Annotated in this window: 18 protein-coding genes; 16 read left to right on the top strand and 2 right to left on the bottom strand. The window is 65.4% G+C overall.

All coding sequences use genetic code 11. The features are described from left to right. The first annotated feature begins 170 nt into the window (after window positions 1–170). The 4 genes from EBBID32_RS24460 (at window position 171) to EBBID32_RS06045 (ending at window position 2,670) form a co-directional block, all read left to right on the top strand. Window positions 171–311, top strand: coding sequence for a hypothetical protein (locus tag EBBID32_RS24460; RefSeq protein ID WP_006952495.1), 141 nt, complete (start codon window positions 171–173; stop codon window positions 309–311). Further along, window positions 308–1,120 (top strand): hypothetical protein, encoded by an 813-nt coding sequence (locus tag EBBID32_RS06055; protein ID WP_006952494.1) that lies wholly within the window; start codon window positions 308–310, stop codon window positions 1,118–1,120. Before EBBID32_RS24460 ends, EBBID32_RS06055 begins: the two co-directional genes overlap by 4 nt. Next, the gene (locus EBBID32_RS06050; protein ID WP_006952493.1) at window positions 1,108–2,007 is read left to right on the top strand and encodes a hypothetical protein; all 900 of its coding nucleotides are present in this window, start codon (window positions 1,108–1,110) and stop codon (window positions 2,005–2,007) included. Before EBBID32_RS06055 ends, EBBID32_RS06050 begins: the two co-directional genes overlap by 13 nt. Before the next feature lie 66 nt (window positions 2,008–2,073). Continuing rightward, a complete protein-coding gene (locus tag EBBID32_RS06045; protein WP_231382115.1) occupies window positions 2,074–2,670 on the top strand; it encodes a winged helix-turn-helix domain-containing protein in 597 nt (198 codons plus the stop codon). Here EBBID32_RS06045 and EBBID32_RS06040 read toward each other — a convergent pair. Further along, a complete protein-coding gene (locus EBBID32_RS06040) occupies window positions 2,625–3,221 on the bottom strand; it encodes a TetR/AcrR family transcriptional regulator (protein ID WP_006952484.1) in 597 nt (198 codons plus the stop codon). The genes EBBID32_RS06045 and EBBID32_RS06040 overlap by 46 nt on opposite strands. A gap of 164 nt (window positions 3,222–3,385) precedes the next feature. Between EBBID32_RS06040 and EBBID32_RS06035 the strand changes: the two genes are divergently transcribed. From EBBID32_RS06035 to cobA, 11 genes are all read left to right on the top strand, one after another. Next, window positions 3,386–4,900, top strand: a complete 1,515-nt coding sequence (locus EBBID32_RS06035) for an efflux transporter outer membrane subunit (protein WP_006952482.1) — start codon at window positions 3,386–3,388, stop codon at window positions 4,898–4,900. Then, window positions 4,893–6,029 carry an EmrA/EmrK family multidrug efflux transporter periplasmic adaptor subunit gene (locus tag EBBID32_RS06030; RefSeq protein ID WP_006952477.1) on the top strand — a complete coding sequence of 379 codons (1,137 nt, stop codon included), beginning with the start codon at window positions 4,893–4,895 and terminating at the stop codon, window positions 6,027–6,029. The genes EBBID32_RS06035 and EBBID32_RS06030 overlap by 8 nt, the downstream gene beginning before the upstream one ends. A gap of 10 nt (window positions 6,030–6,039) precedes the next feature. Continuing rightward, a complete protein-coding gene (locus EBBID32_RS06025; RefSeq protein WP_006952466.1) occupies window positions 6,040–7,569 on the top strand; it encodes a DHA2 family efflux MFS transporter permease subunit in 1,530 nt (509 codons plus the stop codon). 66 nt (window positions 7,570–7,635) lie between these two features. After that, the gene (locus EBBID32_RS06020; protein WP_006952465.1) at window positions 7,636–8,217 is read left to right on the top strand and encodes an ANTAR domain-containing response regulator; all 582 of its coding nucleotides are present in this window, start codon (window positions 7,636–7,638) and stop codon (window positions 8,215–8,217) included. After that, entirely contained in the window at window positions 8,214–9,428 is a 1,215-nt protein-coding gene (locus EBBID32_RS06015) for a CmpA/NrtA family ABC transporter substrate-binding protein (protein WP_006952463.1), read from the top strand. Before EBBID32_RS06020 ends, EBBID32_RS06015 begins: the two co-directional genes overlap by 4 nt. A 216-nt stretch (window positions 9,429–9,644) precedes the next feature. After that, complete coding sequence (locus EBBID32_RS06010) at window positions 9,645–10,889, top strand: nitrate/nitrite transporter (protein WP_006952461.1); 1,245 nt, start codon at window positions 9,645–9,647, stop codon at window positions 10,887–10,889. 88 nt (window positions 10,890–10,977) lie between these two features. Further along, entirely contained in the window at window positions 10,978–12,198 is a 1,221-nt protein-coding gene (locus EBBID32_RS06005; protein WP_006952460.1) for an alginate export family protein, read from the top strand. 204 nt (window positions 12,199–12,402) lie between these two features. After that, a complete protein-coding gene (nirB, locus tag EBBID32_RS06000) occupies window positions 12,403–14,925 on the top strand; it encodes a nitrite reductase large subunit NirB (RefSeq protein ID WP_006952458.1) in 2,523 nt (840 codons plus the stop codon). 5 nt (window positions 14,926–14,930) lie between these two features. Continuing rightward, window positions 14,931–15,266 (top strand): nitrite reductase small subunit NirD, encoded by a 336-nt coding sequence (gene nirD / locus EBBID32_RS05995; protein ID WP_006952456.1) that lies wholly within the window; start codon window positions 14,931–14,933, stop codon window positions 15,264–15,266. Further along, window positions 15,266–17,875: a nitrate reductase gene (locus tag EBBID32_RS05990; RefSeq protein ID WP_006952449.1), complete on the top strand. Its 2,610-nt coding sequence runs from the start codon at window positions 15,266–15,268 to the stop codon at window positions 17,873–17,875. Before nirD ends, EBBID32_RS05990 begins: the two co-directional genes overlap by 1 nt. Then, window positions 17,862–18,644, top strand: coding sequence for a uroporphyrinogen-III C-methyltransferase (gene cobA / locus EBBID32_RS05985; RefSeq protein WP_006952448.1), 783 nt, complete (start codon window positions 17,862–17,864; stop codon window positions 18,642–18,644). Before EBBID32_RS05990 ends, cobA begins: the two co-directional genes overlap by 14 nt. Window positions 18,645–18,733: 89 nt before the next feature. Here cobA and mobA read toward each other — a convergent pair whose 3' ends face one another. Beyond that, on the bottom strand, window positions 18,734–19,255 hold the full coding sequence (gene mobA / locus EBBID32_RS05980) for a molybdenum cofactor guanylyltransferase (protein ID WP_006952447.1): 522 nt from the start codon (window positions 19,253–19,255) through the stop codon (window positions 18,734–18,736). 45 nt (window positions 19,256–19,300) lie between these two features. Between mobA and EBBID32_RS05975 the strand changes: the two genes are divergently transcribed. Further along, window positions 19,301–20,203 (top strand): LysR family transcriptional regulator, encoded by a 903-nt coding sequence (locus EBBID32_RS05975; RefSeq protein ID WP_006952446.1) that lies wholly within the window; start codon window positions 19,301–19,303, stop codon window positions 20,201–20,203. Window positions 20,204–20,304: the final 101 nt, after the last annotated feature.

Below are 20,304 nucleotides of genomic sequence, written 5' to 3'. Positions count from 1 at the left end.
CCCATTCAGGATACACTCTGTGGGCGGTCGGGTGGGGGTGAGGGCCGGTGCGGATGCGCCGAAGGCGCATTTTGAGCCAGACCCTTAGCCACGATTAATTTCATTTAATTGGCCCGGTGCAGGCGCGCGCCATAGCCTCCCCCCTTGCGACCCACAGAAGGAGGATCTTCATGCCGCAGACCGTGCCGCAACTGACCATTGACGATATTGCCGACCTGCCCGGCGGAGCCAGCCTGTTCGGGTTGCAGGATGGCGATGTGCTGGACATCAGCCTGATGGACGTCGTGATCGCGATCATCGATATGCCATGAATTTGGCGGCGCTGGGCCAGGCCGTCGCGGAGGCGCAAGATGCCCCGCCCGATCGCGCGCTGGCGCTGATCCGACCGTTGCTGCGCGATATAGGCTGGTTTGCCGATCTGCTGGCGCAGGGCTGTGCGGCGCTGGCCACCGATCCCATGCACCTGCCCGCCTTTCGCGCCAGCCGCAGCGGCGCGGCCCGGCATCTGGTGCTGGCGCGGACGGAGCGGATCTGGCTGTCGGCGACGGTGATCGACCCGGTCGAGCAAGCGGGGGCACGGGTGCATTTTTCCGGCCGCCATATGCTGTGCCGCCCGCTCAACCGGGCGTTGTACGGCGACGGCTTCCGGCTGGAGCGGGAGCGGGCGGTGCCGACCGGGCAGCGGCATTGCGCGGTGGGCGATGTGCTGGAACTGGACGAGCGGCACGAGACGCTGCGCATAGTGCCGGGCGACGGACCGCTAATGCTGTTGCGCGCGCAGGTTGCGCCGGACGGGCCGGTCTGTTCCCGCACCCATGATGCTGTGACCGGAGCGCTGGTGGCGCGGGCGGAGGCGGATGAGGGCCATGCCCGCGCGCTGATGCTGTTGTCACTGCTGCGGGCGCAGCGGCGTGCCGACGCGGCGGCGCAATTTGACGACGCGCTCGATACGCCGCTCCCCGCGCAGCGCTGGGCGGTGATGCGCGAATATCTGGCGCTCGATACCGGGCGGGCGCTGCCAGCGTTGCGCGCCATGGCACATGAGGAACGCGACGCGGATGTACGCGCGCTGGCGGTGCGGACGCTGGCGCAGATCGGGGGCGTGCCATGCCCCGCCTGATCGATCCTGCGACCGATGACCAGGTGATCGACCTGGATGCGTTGATCGACTGGTGCGAAAGTCCGGCCTTCGACCCCGGCTGCGAGGAGGGGCTGGCCGCTGCCGCGCCGATGCTGCGGGCCTTGTCGCGCAACCGGAATTTTCTGGCGGATTTCGCGATTGCCGAACTCAAGACGCGCTGCGCCGGGCAGCGGCAGGCCAATCCCTATTCGGCGCAGGTCATGCTGCTGTGCCCGCCCAAGGGCAAATATGTGCTGCGCGCTGCCTTCTGGCCGGCCGAGCGCGACCATGTGGTGCGGATGAGCGGCCCGGCCCCCTTCCTCTACCATGTGCCGCACGACCATGGCTTTGATTTCCTGACCATCGGTTATCTGGGGCCGGGCTATGTGTCGGATTATTATGAATATGACGGCGATGTCGCGGGCGCGGCGGGAGAGGCGGTGGCGCTGCGCTTCGTTGAACGCAGCCATTTGTCGCAGGGGCGGATGCTGCTCTACCGCGCCAATCGCGACATTCATGCGCAATTGCCACCCGATTCCCTGTCGGTCTCGCTCAACATATTGGCCAGCGCGCCCGATCAGGGCTGGCGGCGGCAATATCGGTTCGACACGGTTGGTGGCACGATCGCCCAGTGCATGACCGTGGCCAGTGCGCAATTGCTGCTGGAGCTGGCGGTGGGGTCCGACACGGGCAATGCGATGGACCTGGCGCAGGATTTTGCTGCACACCATCCGGCTGACGCGATGCGGCGGACGGCGTGGGATGCGATCGGCACGCGGCTGACGGGCGCGGCGCGGCTGGCCCATTGGGAAAGGGGCGCGCGCAGCAGCAGCCCGCTGATCCGGTCAGGGTGTGAGGATGCGCTGCGATCCATCCATAATGGATAGGGATTGGCTTGTTTTTACCCGGCGTCGGCGGTCGGATGCAGCGGGTCAGCAGATGGTGGATGACGGGTGGGCAGACGGGTCGAATGTCACGGATTGGGCAGTGATTTCGCTCCGTTGGCACGGGCGCTGAGCGCACGCGGCTTTGATCTGGCGATGCAGGGACCAGGCAGCGATCCACCGCGCGTCAGCATCAGCGATGCGACGATCCTCTGGCAGGGGGTGGACGATCCCGCCGCCCGCGCCCGCGCGCTGGAGGGTGGCGCGCAGGATGTGGTCGGTCCGTGGATGCATGAAGGGGAAGCGGTCGCGCGGATCATCCGGCTGGCGCGCGACGACCAGCCCCGATTGCGGGTGGGCGACCTGCTGTTCCATCTGGTCGATCGGCAGGTCGAACGGGCCGGGCGGGCGATCCCGCTGCTGGCGCGCGAATATGCGCTGCTGCTCCACCTGGCGCGGCGACCGGGGGAGGCGGTCAGCCGCGACGCGCTGTTGCGCGCGGTGTGGCGGCTGGAATTTGATCCCGGCACCAACAGTGTGGAGGTGCATATGTCGCGCCTGCGTGCCAAGATCGACCGGGGCTATGACTGGCCGCTGCTGCGCACCGTGAAAGGACGGGGTTATGCGCTCTGCCCGGCAGGGGACGGTGCGCTATCGGGGGCGTAGGCGCGCAGGAAGGTGGTGACGGCGAAATCGGCGTCGGCGGCGGTTTGCGCCGATGATGTCTGAGCCAGCTGCCCCATCATCATTTGCTGGTGGCTGCCCGACATGACCAGCGCAATCAGCGCGCGGGCGGCGTCGAACGGATCGGCCGCGCGCAACTGGCCACGCGCCATCGCACCTTGCAGAAAGGTGCTGAACATATGGCGCACGCGCAAGGGCGCCAGATCGAAGAATATCTGGCGCATTTCGGGGAAACGTCCCCCCTCCGCCACGATCAGGCGATGCAGGGCGATGGCGTCGGGCGAGGTGAGTTTTTCAATCAGGCTGTTGCAGGCGCGCAGCAATGTCGCCGTCACTTCGCCGCAGGGGTTGAGGATTTGCGTCAGTTCCGCCTGAAAGCTGCGGGTGGCGCGATCAAGAACGGCGGAGAACAGCGCTTCCTTGGACGGGAAGTGGCTCCACAACGTCCCCTTGGACCCGCCCAAAGCCGCGGCGATGCCCGACATGGTCGTTCCTGCAAAACCATGTTCCAGGAAATAACGCTGCGCAACCATAAGGATGGCGTCCCGCCGGTCCAGGCGGCGCGCTTCCCTTCGGCTGGGGGGAGGAGGGGTTTCGAGACTTGTCATTAAACCGTACCATAGAGTATGGCAATTTTGTTGACAAGGCCTCGCAACAGCGGCAAGGGCAATTCTCATACTGGATGGTACGGTTTGTCATGTCGGTGAGTCGCCTGTTTCCCCCCCAACGCTTCCTGATCCCGGTGGGCGCCCTGTCGCTGCTGTCGGCATGCGCGGCGGTGCCCGATCTTGGTCAGGCACCCGCGATCCGCACGGCGCAGAGCGTCGCGGCGCAGGACAGCCTTCGCGCGCCCGACATCCGCTGGCCGGGGGAGGATTGGTGGATCGCCTATGGCGACCCGCAACTGACCGCGCTGATCGAGGAAGGGCTGGCCAACGCGCCCGACATGGCGATCGCCGCCGCCCGTTTCGCGCAGGCGCAGGGCATGGCGCAACAGGCGGGCGCAGCTTTGCTGCCCTCGGTCGATCTGGACGCGAAAGTCGGGACCACCAAGCAAAGCTATAATATGGGGATGCCCAAGGAGTTTATTCCGCAGGGCTGGCTAGGCACCGGGCAGGTCGCGCTCAATCTGGGATTGGACCTGGACCTGTGGGGCCGGAACAAGGCGGCGCTGGCGGCGGCCACGTCGCAGGCGCGCGCGGCGCAACTGGACGCGCAGCAGGCGCGGCTGGCGCTGACCACGGGGATCGCGGACGCCTATGCCGATCTGGCGCGGCTCCACGATGAAGCGGAACTGCAACAGCGCACGCTCGATATTCGGATCGCCAGCCAGAAGCTGGTCGCCGACCGTCGCCAGAACGGGCTGGAAACGCGCGGCAATGTGCGTCAGTCGGACGCGACCGTCGCGGCGGCGCGGGCGCAACTGGTGGGCGCGCGCATGGCGATTACGTTGCGTCAGCATCAGATTGCGGCTCTGGTGGGGGCCGGGCCGGATCGCGGCCTGTCGATCACCCGTCCGCCCAAGGGCCGGTTGATGCCGGTCGGCCTGCCCGCCGACGTCACCACCAATCTGGTCGCGCGCCGCGCGGACATCGCCGCTGCGCTCGCCCGCACCGAAGCGGCGGCGAAACAGGTGAAGGTCGCCCGCGCCGATTTCTACCCGGCGGTGCGGCTGAGCGCGCTGATCGGGGTCCAGTCGCTGGGCTATGATACGCTGTTCACCGGCACCGGCGTGAACGGATCGGCCAAACCCTTCTACAACAGCCTGTTCGACAAGGATTCGCTGTTCGGCAGCGCCGGTCCCGCGATCAGCCTGCCGATCTTCCACGGTGGGGCGTTGCAGGGCCAGTATCGCGGCGCGCGCGCCAGCTATGACGAGGCGGTGGCGAGTTACGACAAGAGCGTGCTGGCCGCCTATCAACAAGTCGCCGATGCGCTGACCAGCCGCCGCACCCTCGACGATCGGCTGGTGGACGCCCGCGCGGCGCTGGCGGCGTCGCAGGATGCCTATGGCATCGCGCGCAAACGCTATGATGGCGGCTTGTCCACCTATCTCGACGTGCTGAATGTCGAAGATCAACTGATCGCTGCGCGCCGGTCCGTTTCGGCGCTGGAGGCCAGCGCCTTTTCGCTCGATATTGCCCTGATCCGTGCGCTGGGTGGCGGTTTCGTCGCCAGCGCCACCCTGCCCAAGGACGCTGTGCATGGCTGATGCCGCCCCCGAATTCTCCGACACGCAAACGGCCGATCGCGCCGCTGCGCGCAAGACCTGGCTGACCCGGCTGGCGCTGGCGGTGATCGTGCTGGGGCTGCTCTGGACGGCCTGGTATCTGCTGGTCGGCCGCAATCATGTCAGCACCGACAATGCCTATGTGAACGCGGAAATGGCGCAGGTGACGCCGTTGATCGCAGCGCAGGTCACGCATGTGCTGGTCAGCGATACCCAGGCGGTGAAGCGTGGTGACGTGCTGGTGCGGCTCGACCCGACCAATGCCCGCATCGCCATTGCGCAGGCGCAGGCCGATCTGGCCGAAGCGAAGCGCCGGTTCCGCCAGAGCAGCGCGACCAGCGGCGCGCTGGCGGCGCAGGTCGATGCGCGTGGCGCCGACATCGCGCAGGCGCGCGCCCAGCTGGCGACGGCGCAGGCCAATGCCGACAAGGCGCGGATCGACCTGCAACGGCGCGAGGCGCTGGTGGGCGAAGGCGCGGTGTCGGGTGATGAAGTGACCAGCGCGCGCACCGCCTATGTTGCCGCGCGCGCTGCGCTGGATCTGGCGCGGGCGGGCGTCACCACGGCGCAGGCGACGCGCAGCGCGGCAAGTGGCCAACTGGCCGCCAATGACGCGCTGGTCATCGGGTCGAGCGTCGATACCGATCCGGGCGTGATGGTGGCGCAGGCCAAGCTGGACGCGGCGAAGCTGGACCTGGATCGCACGGTGATCCGCGCGCCCATCGACGGGGTCATCACCAAGCGGCAGGTGCAGGTCGGCCAGCGCGTCGCGCAGGGCAGCCCGATCATGACCATCGTGCCGCTGGCGCAGGTCTATGTCGATGCCAATTTCAAGGAGCGCCAGTTGCGCGAGGTGAAGGTGGGGATGCCCGCTACGGTGGTCGCCGACATTTATGGCAGCGATGTCGTCTATCATGGCAAGGTTGTGGGCTTTTCCGGCGGCACCGGATCGTCGCTCTCGCTGATCCCCGCGCAAAATGCGACCGGCAACTGGATCAAGGTGGTCCAGCGCCTGCCCGTTCGCATCGCGCTGGATCCCAGGGAACTGGCCGCGCACCCGTTGCGCGTCGGTTTTTCCACGGAGGTCGAGATCGACCTTTCGCGTCACTGAAAGGCCGGTCATGAGCGGCGAGGACAATATCTTTGACCGGCTGACGCCGCGCCAGCGCACGCTGGCCGGGCTGGTGCTGGCGCTCAGCAATTTCATGGTCGTGCTGGACCTGACCATTGCCAATGTGTCCGTGCCGCATATTGCGGGCAATCTGGGCATCACGCCCGATCAGGGGACGTGGATCATCACATCCTACGCGGTGGCCGAGGCGATTTGCGTGCCGCTGACCGGCTGGCTGGCGCAGCGCTTTGGCGTCGTGAAGATGTTCATCTGGGCGATGATCTGCTTTGGCCTGTTTTCCATGCTGTGCGGCCTGTCGATGTCGCTGGGCATGATCGTGGCCTGTCGCATCGGGCAGGGGCTGTGCGGCGGACCGATCATGCCGATGTCGCAGACGCTGATGCTGCGCATATTCCCGCCCGACCGTCGGGCGCGGGCGATGGGCCTGTGGGCGATGACGACGCTGCTGGGTCCGGCGATGGGACCGATTATCGGCGGCTATATCAGCGACAATTGGAGCTGGCACTGGATCTTCTTCATCAACCTGCCGATCGCTGCCCTGTGCGTGTTCGCGGCGATGGCGCTGCTGCGCCCGGTCGAGACGGAAACGGCGCGCGTGCCGATCGACAAGGTCGGGCTGGCGTTGCTGGTTTTCTGGATCGGCTGCCTTCAAGTCATGCTCGATCTTGGCCGCGATCATGACTGGTTTGCCGATCCGCTGATCGTCATATTGGCGATTCTCGCGCTGATCGGGTTTCTGGCCTTCATCATCTGGGAATTGACGGAGGTGCATCCGATCGTCGATCTGCGGGTGTTCCGCCATATCGGCTTTACCACCGGGGTGCTGTCGCTGGCATTGTGTTTTGGCGCCTATTTTTCCGGCATCGTCGTCATCCCGCAATGGCTCCAGACGTCCATGGGCTATACCGCGACCTGGGCTGGTATCGTCACCGCCTTCACCGCCATGGCCGCGTTGATGAGCGCGCCGGTCGCCGCCAGGATGATGGGCCGGGTCGATCCGCGCTTTATGATTTCGGGCGCGGTGCTGTGGCTGGGCCTGATGACATTGTGGCGCGCCCACTGGACCAGTTCGATCGATTTCTGGAGCATGGCCGCGCCCCAGTTCATTCAGGGCTTTGCCATGCCCTTCTTCCTGATTCCGTTGACCACGCTGACGCTGGGGTCGGTGCGGCCCGAAGAGACCGCGTCGGCCGCGGGCCTCCAGAATTTTCTGCGCACGATGGCGATTGCGATTGCGACATCGCTGGTGCTGACCGGCTGGGGCGATGGCCAGCGGGTTTCGCGCAATGAACTGGCCGGCGTGCTTCAGCCGGCCGATACGCAATCGGCACTGGCCAATATCGGCCTGTCGACCGATCAGATACGGCAGATCATATCGAACATCGTTGATCAGGAAGCGCTGGCAATTGCGGTCGACCATATCTTCTTCATCTCGGCCATGATCCTTTTCGTGGCGGCCGCCATGGTCTGGCTTGCGCCACAACCACGCGCGGACGTGGATATGTCCGCCGCGCACTGATCGGCATGTCGATGATTGACGCGGCGCAGCATCGCGGCCACTCAGGGCGCGAAGAGGCGGGGACAGATGCGAATCGTCATCATCGATGACAGTGGATTGCGGGCGAGCGTCCTGGAAGAGGGGCTGCACGAAGCGGGCTATGACGATATTCATATCGTCCCGCCGCGCGGCGGCTTCGTCGCGCGTCTTGAACGCATGGCCCCCGATGTCGTGCTGATGGATTTGGGCAGCCCCAGCCGCGATACGCTGGAAGAGATGCTGACCGTCAGCCGCGCGCTGGCCCGGCCGATCGCCATGTTCGTGGATCAGTCCGACGAAGCGATGATCGGCGCGGCGATCGATGCGGGTGTGTCCGCCTATGTCGTCGATGGCCTGCGCAAGGAACGGGTCAAGCCGGTGCTGGAACTGGCGGTGCGGCGCTTCAACGCCTTTGCCAAGATCCAGAGCGAACTGAACGAGGCGCGCAGCGCATTGTCCGACCGCAAGATCATTGACCGGGCCAAGTCGATCCTGATGAACCAGCGATCGCTGAGCGAGCAGGATGCCTATGCGCTGCTGCGGACGGCGGCGATGAATCAGGGCAAGAAGATTGTGGAAGTGGCGCAGGCGCTGATTACCGCCAGCGACCTGCTGGGAGGGGGAATATGACGATAGGCCTGCGCATCGCCTTCCTGCCGCTGACCGACGCTGCCGTATTGGTGGCGGCGCGTGAGCGGGGTTTTGCCGAGGAAGAAGGGATCGCCCTCGACCTCGTCCGCACCACCAGCTGGGCCACGCTGCGCGACCGGCTGGTCTATGGCCAGGTGCAGGGCGCGCATATGCTGGCGCCGCTCGCGGTCGCGGTAACGCTGGGGCTGAGCCAGCAGCCTGCGCCCCTGGCCGCGCCCTACAAGCTGAACGTCAACGGCAATATGCTGGTGATGGCGTGCGATTTTGCCAAGGCGCTGGAGCCGGTCATTGCCAGCCGTCTGGCCGATCCGCTGGGTACGGCGCATGATTTTGCCGCCGCGATCGGCCTGTGGCGGCGTAAGCCGGTGATCGGCGTGGTTCATCGCTTTTCCAGCCACGCCATCATGCTGCGTTACTGGCTGGCGAGCGCGGGCGTGGACCCGGACCGTGACGTGGTGCTGCGCGTCCTGCCGCCATCGCTGACGGTCGAGGCGATGCATGCGGGCGAGATAGACGGCTTCATCGCGGGCGAACCCTGGGGCAGCGCGGCGGTGGAAGCGGGCCTGGCTGAAACCGTGGCGATCGGCGAACGCATATGGCGGCGCGGCGTCGAAAAGGTGCTGGCGTTCCGCGAATCCTGGCTGGAGGAAAATCCCGAACCGGTCGATCGGCTGCTGCGCGCGCTCGTGCGGGCGGCGGCGTGGTGCGACGATCCGGCGCACAGGGATGACCTTGCCAATCTGCTGGCCCGCCCGGACTATGTCGACCAGCCCGCCTATCTGATCGATCGCGCTTTGTCGGGTGCCATTGTCGCGCGGGCCGGGGAGCCACCGATCGTCAGCCCGGATTTCATGCTGTTCGGGCGGGAGGCGACGCCCTTTCCCTGGCGCAGTCAGGCGCTGTGGATCTATTCGCAGCTGGTACGTTGGGGGATGGTCGATCATGATCCGGCAACGGCGACACGCGCCGGGGCGGTGTTCCGTCCCGACATATTCCGCCGCGCACTGGCCGACAGCAATGTGCCGATGCCCGGTGCGAGCATGAAGCTGGAAGGGGCAGTCGCCTCGCCGCTGGCGGTCGGATCGCGCCGGGGCGAGTTGACGCTCGGCCCCGACAGTTTCTTTGACAAGCGCGTGTTCGACCCGGAACGAATCGATGATTTCCTGAGCGGCTTTGCGCCGCCGCGTTGATTTTCGGCGAAAAATTGTGCCTTGCAACATAACGCGAATCGCGAGATAAGATAACTGACCGCGCGACGATGCGCGTTTGACAGGAATGCGCCATCCCAAGGTCGGGACCGTCATTCCGACCTATCATACAGCAAAGCCGCTGACCGGACTCCCCATCGGGTGATGTCCGGCCTGCGGCTTTTTTTATGTTCATTTTCGCATCTGGGATGACCTATCATGGCAACTGCATATTGGGATCGCGACAAGGAGGGTGAACAGGCCCCCGTCACGACCAGCTTCTGGAAGGCTGGTCACACGCCGACGCTGATCGCGGCATTTCTCTATTTCGACCTGGCCTTCATGGTGTGGGTGCTGTTGGGGCCGCTCGCCCCGATGATCGCCAAGACGCTGATGCTGACGCCTGCCGAAAAGGGGCTGATGGTCGCCACGCCGACGCTGATGGGGGCGCTGCTGCGCGTCGTCAACGGCCTGCTGGTCGACCGGATCGGCCCGAAATTGTCGGGCGCGATCAGCCAGGTGATTGTTATCATCGGCTTGTTCACCGCCTGGGCCATGGGCATCGACAGTTTTGAAGGCACGCTGGCGCTGGGCGTCGTGCTCGGCTTTGCAGGCGCAAGCTTTGCGATCGCGCTGCCGCTGGCCAGCCGCTGGTATCCCGCCGAGCATCAGGGCAAGGCGATGGGCCTTGCTGGCATGGGCAATTCGGGCACCGTGCTGGCCGCGCTGTTTGCGCCGGGTCTGGCCAAATTGTTCGGCTGGAACGCGGTGCTGGGCCTGGCCTGCATCCCGCTGACCATCGTATTCGTCATCTATATGATCATGGCGAAGGACGCGCCCAATGCGCCGCCGGCCAAGAAGATGATCGACTATTTCGAGCCGCTCAAGCAGGCTGACGCCTGGCTGCTGATGGCCTTCTATGCCGTCACTTTCGGTGGCTTTGTGGGCCTCGCCGCCAGCCTGCCGATCTACTTCACCGACCAGTTCGGCCTGACCCCGGTCATGGCGGGCTATTGCACCGCAGGCTGCGTGTTCGCCGGGTCGCTGGTCCGTCCGATGGGCGGCGCACTGGCCGACAGGATCGGCGGCGTGAAGGCGCTGATGATCGTCTATGTCGTGGCTGCTGTCGCGCTGGCAGGGGTTGCCTTCGCCACCACGCTGGCGACGGCTCTTGGCCTCTTCGTCCTCGCCATGCTGGCGCTGGGCACGGGTAACGGATCGGTGTTCCAGCTGGTGCCGCAGCGTTTCCAGGCCGAAATCGGCGTGATGACCGGGCTGGTCGGCATGGCGGGCGGCATTGGCGGTTTCTATCTCGCCAGTTCGCTGGGCTTTGCCAAGCAATTGACCGGCAGCTTTTCGGCCGGGTTCCTGATCTTTGCCGGTCTGGCGGTCATCGCCTTTGTCGGCCTGGCGATGGTCAAGGCCCGGTGGCGCGCGACCTGGAGCACGGGCGCCCGCATCTGACCTGAGTTTGGAGGGGCGGGGGCGGACCTTTACAGCAAGGCCGCCTCCTTAAATTGGTCGCAACATCATCCGAGGGGGGATGACTATCATGAAATATCTGCTCACAACGGCGGCCACATTGGCCGTCGCAGGGACCGCCATGTCTGCGGCCCATGCCCAGGACATCAAGCTCAAGCCGGTGGCCGAAGCGCGGTTGCGCTACGAACATGCCGATCAGGAAGGTCTGCCAACGGAAAAGTCCGATGCGCTCACCATCCGCGCCCGCGCCGGGCTTGTCGCGACCAGCGGCGCGCTGAGCGCCACGGTGATCGGCCAGGGCAATCTGGCGGTAATCGACAAATATTATGATGGCCTCAACGGTGCCGCGACCCGGCCGATCGTCGCCGATCCGGAGAATATCGCGCTCTATATCGCCCAGCTCCAGTACAAGACCAAGATGGTCACGCTGACCGGCGGTCGGCAGCGGATCGCGCTGGATGACGAGCGTTTCGTCGGCAATGTCGCCTTCCGCAACAATGGCCAGACATTCGACGCGATGCGGATGGAACTGACCCCTGCCAAGGGGCTGAAACTGGACGTTTCCTATGCGTGGAGCGTGCGCACCATCTGGGGTTTCCAGGGCAAGGGCGCGCGGCAGCAGGCGGTGAGCGGCGACAATATCTTCGCCAACCTTTCCTATGTCACGCCGGTCGGCACGCTGAGCGGCTTTGCCTATCTGGTCGATCAGGATGAAGCCGCGATGCAGGCATTCCGCCTGTCGAGCCAGACCTATGGCGTGCGGCTGGCAGGCGCACGGCCTTTGTCGAAGGCGGCGAAACTCTCCTATCAGCTAAGCTATGCCAGGCAGGCCGATCATCATGCCAACCCCAATAATTACAGCGCGGATTATTGGCTGGCCGATGCGACGCTGGACGTGAAGGGCTGGAAACTCAACGCCGGTTACGAAGTGCTGGGGGCCAGCAGCGGGGCGGCTTTTACCAGTTTCCAGACGCCGCTCGGCACCAATTTCAAGTTCCAGGGCTGGGCCGACAAATTCTTGGTGACCCCGGCGAACGGTATCCGCGACCTTTATGTCGGCGGGGGCTATGGCTGGAAACAGCTCGGCCCGCTCTCCGCTGTCGCGCTCCAGGTCGCCTGGCACCGTTTCGACAGCGACCGGCTGGACCAGCATTATGGCGACGAAATCAACTTTATCGCATCCGCGAAGGTGAAGAAGACGGCACTGTCCGTCCGCTACGCCAAATATGATGCAAAGACGATGGCCACGGACACGCAAAAACTGTGGCTTCAGGCCGACTGGGCCTATTAATCGGACATGGGCAGGAATCGCTTGAGCCATCAAGCGATTCCGCTTATGGTGCGTTGCAAGAGGGCGATGTTGCCCTTTCAACCATAGCCAAATCGATCCAGGGACGGATCGGCAAGGCGACTATGATGGCAAAGCCGCCATCCTGACTTTCGGTTCTTACCGGGGGTCAGGATGGCGGCTTTTTTGTTTTCTGGAGTGACGAGGATGGAATTGCAGGACGGTTTAAGTCCGGTCGTGGACAGCGGGGACGACATCCTCGTACCCATGGACGATGTGCGCGAACATCTGGTGGTGGTCGGCAATGGCATGGCCGGGTGCCGCGCGGTGGAGGAACTGCTGGCGCGCGACTCGGTCCGCTATCGCGTCACCATCTTCGGCGCCGAACCGCATGTGAACTATAACCGGATCATGCTGTCCCCGGTGCTGGCGGGCGAAAAGACGTTTGAGGACATCATCATCAACGACCGCGCCTGGTATGATGATAATGGCATCACCCTGATCACGTCCGATCCGGTAACTGCGATCGATCGCGCCGCCAAGACTGTCACGAGCCAGTCGGGTCGCACCATCGGCTATGACAAGCTGCTGATCGCCACCGGGTCCGACCCGTTCATCATCCCCGTCCCCGGCAAGGATCTGCCCGGCGTCATCAGCTTCCGCGACATGAAGGATGTCGATTCGATGCTGGCAGCCGCCGAGGCTGGCAAATCTGTCGGCGGCGGCGAGGCCGTGGTGATCGGTGGCGGCCTGCTGGGGCTGGAAGCGGCGCATGGCCTGACCCTGCGCGGCATGAAGGTGACCGTGCTGCACATCATGCCCACACTGATGGAACGCCAGCTCGACGAAGCCGCCGCCTGGCTGCTCAAGAACGCGCTGGAAGGACGGGGCCAGACCATATTGACCGGTGCCGATACCGCCGAAATCTATGGTGAAGGCAAGGTCGAGGGTGTGCGTCTGAAGGACGGCACGCAGATACCCGCCAGCCTGGTGGTGATGGCGGTTGGCATCCGCCCGTCGGTCGCGCTGGCGCGCGAGGCGGGGCTGGATGTCGGGCGCGGCATCAAGGTCGATGACCATATGGTCACCAGCGATGCCGACGTGCTGGCCGTGGGCGAGTGCGTCGAGCATGACGGCAATGTCTATGGTCTGGTCGCGCCGCTGTGGGACATGTGCCGCAGCCTGGCCGATGGCCTGACCGACCGGCACACAGGCTATAAGGGGTCGGTGACCTCCACCAAGCTGAAGGTCGCGGGTCTGGACGTCTTTTCCGCCGGGGACTTTTCCGGCGGCGAAGGGTGCGAGGACATCGTCCTGCGCGATGCGTCGCGCGGTGTGTACAAGCGCGTCGTGGTGAAGGACGACAAGATCGTCGGCGCGGTCCTTTATGGCGACACGGCTGACGGCGGCTGGTATTTCGATCTGCTCAAGCGCGGCGAAAATGTCAGCGATATTCGTGACCTGCTGATCTTTGGCCAAGCCTTCGCCCAAGGAGGGGGCGCGCTGGACCCTAAGGCGGCCGTTGCAGCGCTCTCGGATGATGCCGAGATTTGCGGCTGCAACGGCGTCAGCAAGGGCCAGGTCGTCGCCTGCATCGAAAAGGGCGCGTGCAGCCTGGACGCGGTGCGCGCAGGGTGCAAGGCATCGGCGAGCTGCGGCAGCTGCACCGGCCTTGTCGAAAATATCCTGAGCGTCGTGCTGGGCGACGATGTCCAGTCCGGTCCCAAGACGATGTGCAAATGCACCAGTTTCGGTCATGATGATGTCCGCCGCGAAATCGTGGCGCAGGATATGCGCTCCATCCCCGAAGTGATGCAGAAGCTGCACTGGTCCACGCCTGACGGCTGTTCTTCGTGCCGCCCGGCGCTCAACTATTATCTGCTGTGCGCGCTGCCCGGCGTCTATGTCGATGACCAGCAGAGCCGTTTCGTCAATGAACGGATGCACGCCAATATCCAGAAGGATGGCACTTATTCGGTCGTTCCGCGCATGTGGGGTGGCCTGACCAACCCGCGCGAATTGCGGGCGATCGCCGACGTGGTCGAGAAATATGACGCGCCGATGGTCAAGGTCACCGGCGGCCAGCGGCTCGACATTTTCGGCATCAAGAAGGAAGATCTGCCTGCTGTCTGGGCGGACCTGAACGCAGCGGGCATGGTGTCCGGCCACGCCTATGGCAAGTCGCTGCGCACGGTCAAAACCTGCGTCGGGTCCGAATGGTGCCGCTTTGGCACGCAGGATTCGACCGGCCTTGGCGTCAAGACCGAGCGGATGACCTGGGGGTCGTGGATGCCGCACAAGTTCAAGATTGCGGTATCGGGCTGCCCCCGCAATTGCGCGGAAGCGACGATCAAGGATTTCGGCGTGGTCTGCGTCGATTCGGGCTATGAGCTGCATGTCGGGGGCAATGGCGGCATCCATGTCCGCGTTACCGACCTGCTGTGCAAGGTTTCGACCGAACAGGAAGCGCTCGATTATTGCGCGGCCTTCACCCAGCTCTATCGCGAAGAAGCGCGCTATCTGGAACGCACCGCGCCCTGGATCGAGCGGGTCGGCGTGGATTATGTGAAGCAGCGCATCGTCGAGGATGATGCAGGCCGTGAGGCGCTGCGCGCCCGCTTCCTCTATTCGCAAAGCTTCAGCCAGGATGATCCCTGGGCGGAACGTGCGGCCGGTGCGAACACGGAACTGCACCAGCATCTTGACCCCATCTCCATCGCGGCGGAGTGAGACATATGACCGACTGGATCGACATCGGCACGCTGGCCGACATTCCGCAGCGCGGCGCGCGCACCGTTCAAATCGGCGACGAGAAAGAAATCGCGGTGTTCCGCACCGGCGACGACCAGATTTTCGCGCTGGTCAATGAATGCCCGCACAAAAAGGGGCCGCTCAGCCAGGGCATCGTCCATGGCCACAGCGTCGCCTGCCCGCTGCACAACTGGAACATCGCGCTCAAGACCGGCGAGGCGCAGGGCGAGGATAAGGGTTGCACCCCGACGATTGCGGTGAAGCAGGAGGATGGCCGCATATTGATTGCGCGGCCCGAACTGGCGAAGGTGGCGGCCTGATGAGCCAAGCGATCCGCACCACCTGCGCCTATTGCGGCGTCGGCTGCGGCATCGCGGCGAGCCCGACGGGCGGCCGCGCCGTGACGATCAAGGGGGATGAGGCCCATCCGGCCAATGCGGGCAAGCTCTGTTCCAAGGGTACGCATCTGGGCGAGACGGTGGGCCTTGAAGGCCGGCTGCTCCACCCGATGATCGGCGACAAGCGCGCCAGTTGGGACAAGGCGCTGGATATGGTTGCCAAGCGTTTCCGCGAAACCATCGCCAAACATGGTCCCGACAGCGTCGCCTTTTACGTCTCCGGCCAGTTGCTGACCGAAGATTATTATGTCGCCAACAAGCTGATGAAGGGCTTCATCGGTTCGGCCAATATCGACACCAACAGCCGCCTGTGCATGTCGAGCGCGGTGGCGGGCCATAACCGCGCATTTGGCGAAGATGTCGTCCCGGCCAGCTATGATGATCTGGATGAGGCGGACCTGATCGTCCTCGTCGGGTCCAACACCGCCTGGTGCCACCCGATCGTCTATCAGCGTATCCAGGCTGCCCGCGCCGCGCGTGGCACGAAGCTGGTGGTGATCGACCCGCGCCGGACGGAAACCTGCGAGGGCGCGGACCTGCATCTGGCGCTGCGGCCCGGCAGCGACGTGGCGCTGATGAACGGGCTGCTCGCCTGGATGGATCAGGGCAAGCTGCTGGACGCGGATTTCCTGCGCGACAGCGTCAACGCGCCCGAAGGCTTTTGGGACGCGATCCGCACCGGTCACGACCTGTGGACCACGGCCAAGGCGTGCGATGTGTCGCCCGCCCTGCTCCAGCAATTTTACGAATTGTTCGCTGCGACCCCGCGCACTGTCACCATGTTCAGCCAGGGGATCAACCAGTCGATTCGCGGCACCGATCAGGTCAATGCGATCGTCAACCTCCACCTCGCCACCGGCCGCATCGGCAAGCCGGGCGCGGCGCCCTTTTCGATCACCGGCCAGCCCAATGCCATGGGCGGGCGCGAAGTCGGCGGCCTTGCCTCCACGCTGGCCGCCCATATGGATTTCGCAGCCGAAAATGTCGCGCGCGTCGGCCGTTTCTGGGCCGCGCCGACCATGGCGACCAAACCGGGGCTGAAGGCCGTCGACCTGTTCCGCGCCATCAACGAAGGCCGGATCAAGGCGCTGTGGGTGATGGCGACCAACCCCGCCGTCTCGCTGCCCGACGCCAACCGCGTCCGCGAAGCGCTGGAAGCGGTCCCCTTCCTCGTCGTGTCGGACGTGATGGCCACCACCGACACCGCCGTCCACGCCCATGTCCGCCTGCCCGCCGCCGCCTGGGGCGAGAAGGACGGCACCGTCACCAACTCCGACCGCACGATCAGCCGCCAGCGCGCGCTGCTGCCGCTGCCCGGCGAAGCCAGGCCCGACTGGTGGATCGTCACCGAAGTCGCGCGCCGCATGGGATGGCGCAATGCCTTTGCCTATGATCGCCCCGCCGACATCTGGCGCGAACATGCACGCCTGACCGCCTATCAGAATGATGGCGCACGGGTGCTGAACCTGCGCGCTCAGGCGACCATGGGCAATGAAGCCTATGAGGCGATGGAGCCGTTCCGCTGGGGTGACGCGCCCTTTGCCGATGGGCGCTTTTCGACCCCCGATGGCAAGGCGCGATTGCTGCCGGTCAGCCAGATGGATTTGCAGGGTCCGCTACGGGACTGGCCGATGACGCTCAACACCGGGCGCTATCGTGACCAGTGGCACACGATGACCCGCACCGGCCTCAGCCCCAAATTGGCGCGCCACCGCGAGGAGCCGTTGGTCGAGGTCCACCCGCAAGACGCCACAGCGCTGGGCATTGCCGATGGCGATCTGGCCCGCGTATCGACGCCGCAGGGCGAAAGCCTGTTCCGGGCGCGGATCAGCGATGGCCAGCGCCCCGGCGAAGTCTTTACCCCGATCCACTGGACCGACCAGCAATCGAGCGGCGGGCGCACCGGTCTGCTCCCGCGCCCGCTGGTCGATCCCCATTCGGGCCAGCCGGGGTTCAAATCCACTCCGGTCCGGGTCGAAAAAGTCGCCACCGAATGGAAGGGCTTTCTGATCCTGCGCGGGAGCGAACCCGTCCGCGTGCCATGCCTGTGGGCGACGCGCATCACCGTGTCGGGCGGCGCGCTCTATGAAGTGGCGGGCAATGGCGATCCGGCGCGGCTGGAAACCTGCCTGCCCAAGGGCGACCGGGTCGAGGCGATCGACATGACGCGCGGCACCCGCCGCGTCGCGATCATCCGCGATGGCAAGCTGGCGGGCGTGCTGATCGTCACGCGCAGCGGAATCCTGCCCACCCGCGACTGGCTGATCGGGCAATTGGCGGTCGAGGGCGTCGGCGCTTCGGTGCTGGCGGCGCGCGGACCGGGCAATCAGCCCGACAAGGGCGCGATCATCTGCGTCTGTTTCGACATTGGTTTGAACAATATCGTCCGGGCCATTCGCGAACAGAGTCTGGTCGATGTCCCGGCGATCGGCGCAGCATTGGGGGCGGGGACCAATTGCGGTTCGTGCCGTCCGGCGCTGGCCAACATTCTCGCGCAGGCGCAGCAGGAGACGCTTCATGCAGCCGAATGAACTGATCGCGCCCGGACAGGTTTGGCTGGTCGGTGCCGGGCCGGGAGACCCGGACCTGCTGACGCGCAAGGCGGAAAAGCTGATTGCCGCAGCCGATATCGTCTTTTACGACGCGCTGGTCGGGCCGGGGGTGCTGGACCTGATCCCCGCGGGGGTCGAGCGGGTGAGCGTGGGCAAACGCTCCGGCCGCCACAGCAAGCAGCAGGAAAGCATCAACGATCTGCTGCTTGGCGCGGCAAAGGCGGGCAAGCGGGTGGTGCGGCTGAAGGGCGGCGATCCGTCGGTGTTCGGACGGTCGGCCGAGGAAATGGACCATCTGGGTGACGCGGGCATAGCGGTGCGCATCTGCCCCGGCATCACGACGGCCAGCGCGGCGGCGGCCAGCGGCCATGCGTCGCTCACCCTGCGTGGCAAGGCGCGCGGGCTGACGCTCGTGACCGCGCATCTGAAAGCGGGCGAACCGTTGAAACTCGACTGGGACGCGCTGGCGCGACCGGGCGGGACGATCGGCATCTATATGGGGCGCGCGGCGGCGGGCGAGATTGCGCGCAGCCTGATCGCAGCGGGGCGCGACCCGGAAACGCCGGTAATGGTCGCGGTCAATGTGTCGCTGCCCAGCGAAAGGCTGATTCGGGGCAGGTTGTCGGCGCTGGCTTTCCTGGTGCAGACGATCAGCGATGAAGATCCGACGCTCTTGCTGATCGGCGAAGCGGTGGCGGGCACGCGCGTGCCGGTGGGGGTTGGGGCGAGCGTGGCGCTGCCTGCCTAACCACCTCCGTTCGTTTCGAGCGAAGTCGAGAAACCTGGACACAGCGCCCCCGTTTCTCGACTGCGCTCGAAACGAACGGATGTTGGGCATTATAACCCCGCCAGATCCTCCGGCCGGTTGATATTGGGCAACACCAGCCCCGGCATCTCCACCACCCGCGCGCCGATACGGTCGAGCCAGCCATAGATGGAGCGGTTATTCGCCTCCGCCAGATGCGCGTCGAGTTCGGCGGCCAGCGACACCGGCCACCAGCCGAGCAATTGCTGACCCTTCAATATGGCCGCATCCGCCCCGATCAGCGCGGCGGGCAGGTCCGCCGGATAGAGTGGCATGTCGCACCCGGTCGTCAAAACGCCCGTAAAACCATGGTCGTGCGCATGATGCAGCGCTGCGTTCAGCCCGCCCAGTGGTCCCATGTCCGGCGCGGGTCGATCGGTCAGGCCACCGTTCCGTCCGCAGATCACAACCTGCGCAACATGGGGCGTCAGGCCCGCGATCGCATGGTCCAGCAATGTCCGCCCGTCCGGCATCGGCGCCAGCGCCTTGTCGCTGCCAAAGCGGCTGGACCGGCCCCCTGCCAGCACCGCGCCCAATATCCGCTGTTCCGCCATGATGCTTCCTTGATAGCGCCCTTCTATCAGGCCTATAGCAAATAGATGCAGACCCGCCTTGTCGAATATTTCCTGGCGCTGGAGCGCGAAGGCCATTTTGCGCGGGCGGCGGCGCAGTGCAACGTGTCGCAACCCACATTGTCGGCGGGCATCGCCACGCTGGAATCGCAACTGGGCAAAAGGCTGATCCGGCGCGACCGCAAATATGCCGGATTGACGCCGGAGGGGGAGGCGGTGCTGCCATGGGCGCGGCAACTGGTGGCCGCCGCCGAGGCGCTGGGGCAGGCGGCGGAAACCGCGCGCGGGCCGCTCAAAGGGGAATTGCGGCTGGGTGCGATACCTGCCGCCATGCCCGCGATCGGCTGTCTGGCAACCGCCATGCTGGAACGGCATCCGGGCCTGAATATCTCCGTCCGTGCGCTGACGTCCCGCCAGATCGAGCGCGAACTCGCCGCGTTCGAGCTGGACGCGGGCCTGACCTATCTGGATTTCGAGCCGCCCGCTCATGCCCTGTCGGTGCCGCTCTATGCCGAACGGGCAATGCTGGTCAGCGCGGTGGATGGCGTGTCGATCCCCGCTGTCATCGACTGGGCGGACGTTGCGGGCCTGCCGCTGTGCCTACTGCATCAGGGGATGCAGAACCGGCGGATATTGGACGCGCGGCTGGCCGATCGCGGGCTGGCGCTGCGACCTCTGGTGACCGCCGACTCCTATGTCGCGCTGCTGGGACTGGTGCAGCAGGGGCGGCTCTGTTCGATCATTCCCGACAGCCATGCCGCCCTGCTGGACGGGCTGCGCTGGGCGCGCACCGCGCCGCTGCCCGATATGGGGGAGGGCAGCCGGGTGGGCGTGATCGTGTCGGACAGCGCGCCGATGGGCCCCTTGGCGCAGGCGGTGCTGGCGGTCGCGCGCGGCTTGCGCCTGCCGCCGGGCTTCGCGCCGGTTTAGGGCAGAAACAATCCTCCCCTGCAAGGGGAGGGTCGGCACGAAGTGCTGACGGAGGGGTGTCGCCCCATCGAGAGGGGGACCCCCCTCCACCACCAGCTTCG

This window comes from Sphingobium indicum BiD32 (assembly GCF_000382885.1).
GTDB lineage: Bacteria > Pseudomonadota > Alphaproteobacteria > Sphingomonadales > Sphingomonadaceae > Sphingobium > Sphingobium japonicum_C.
Note: the sequence above shows the minus strand (reverse complement) of the source record. Positions and strands in the feature narration are given on the sequence as shown.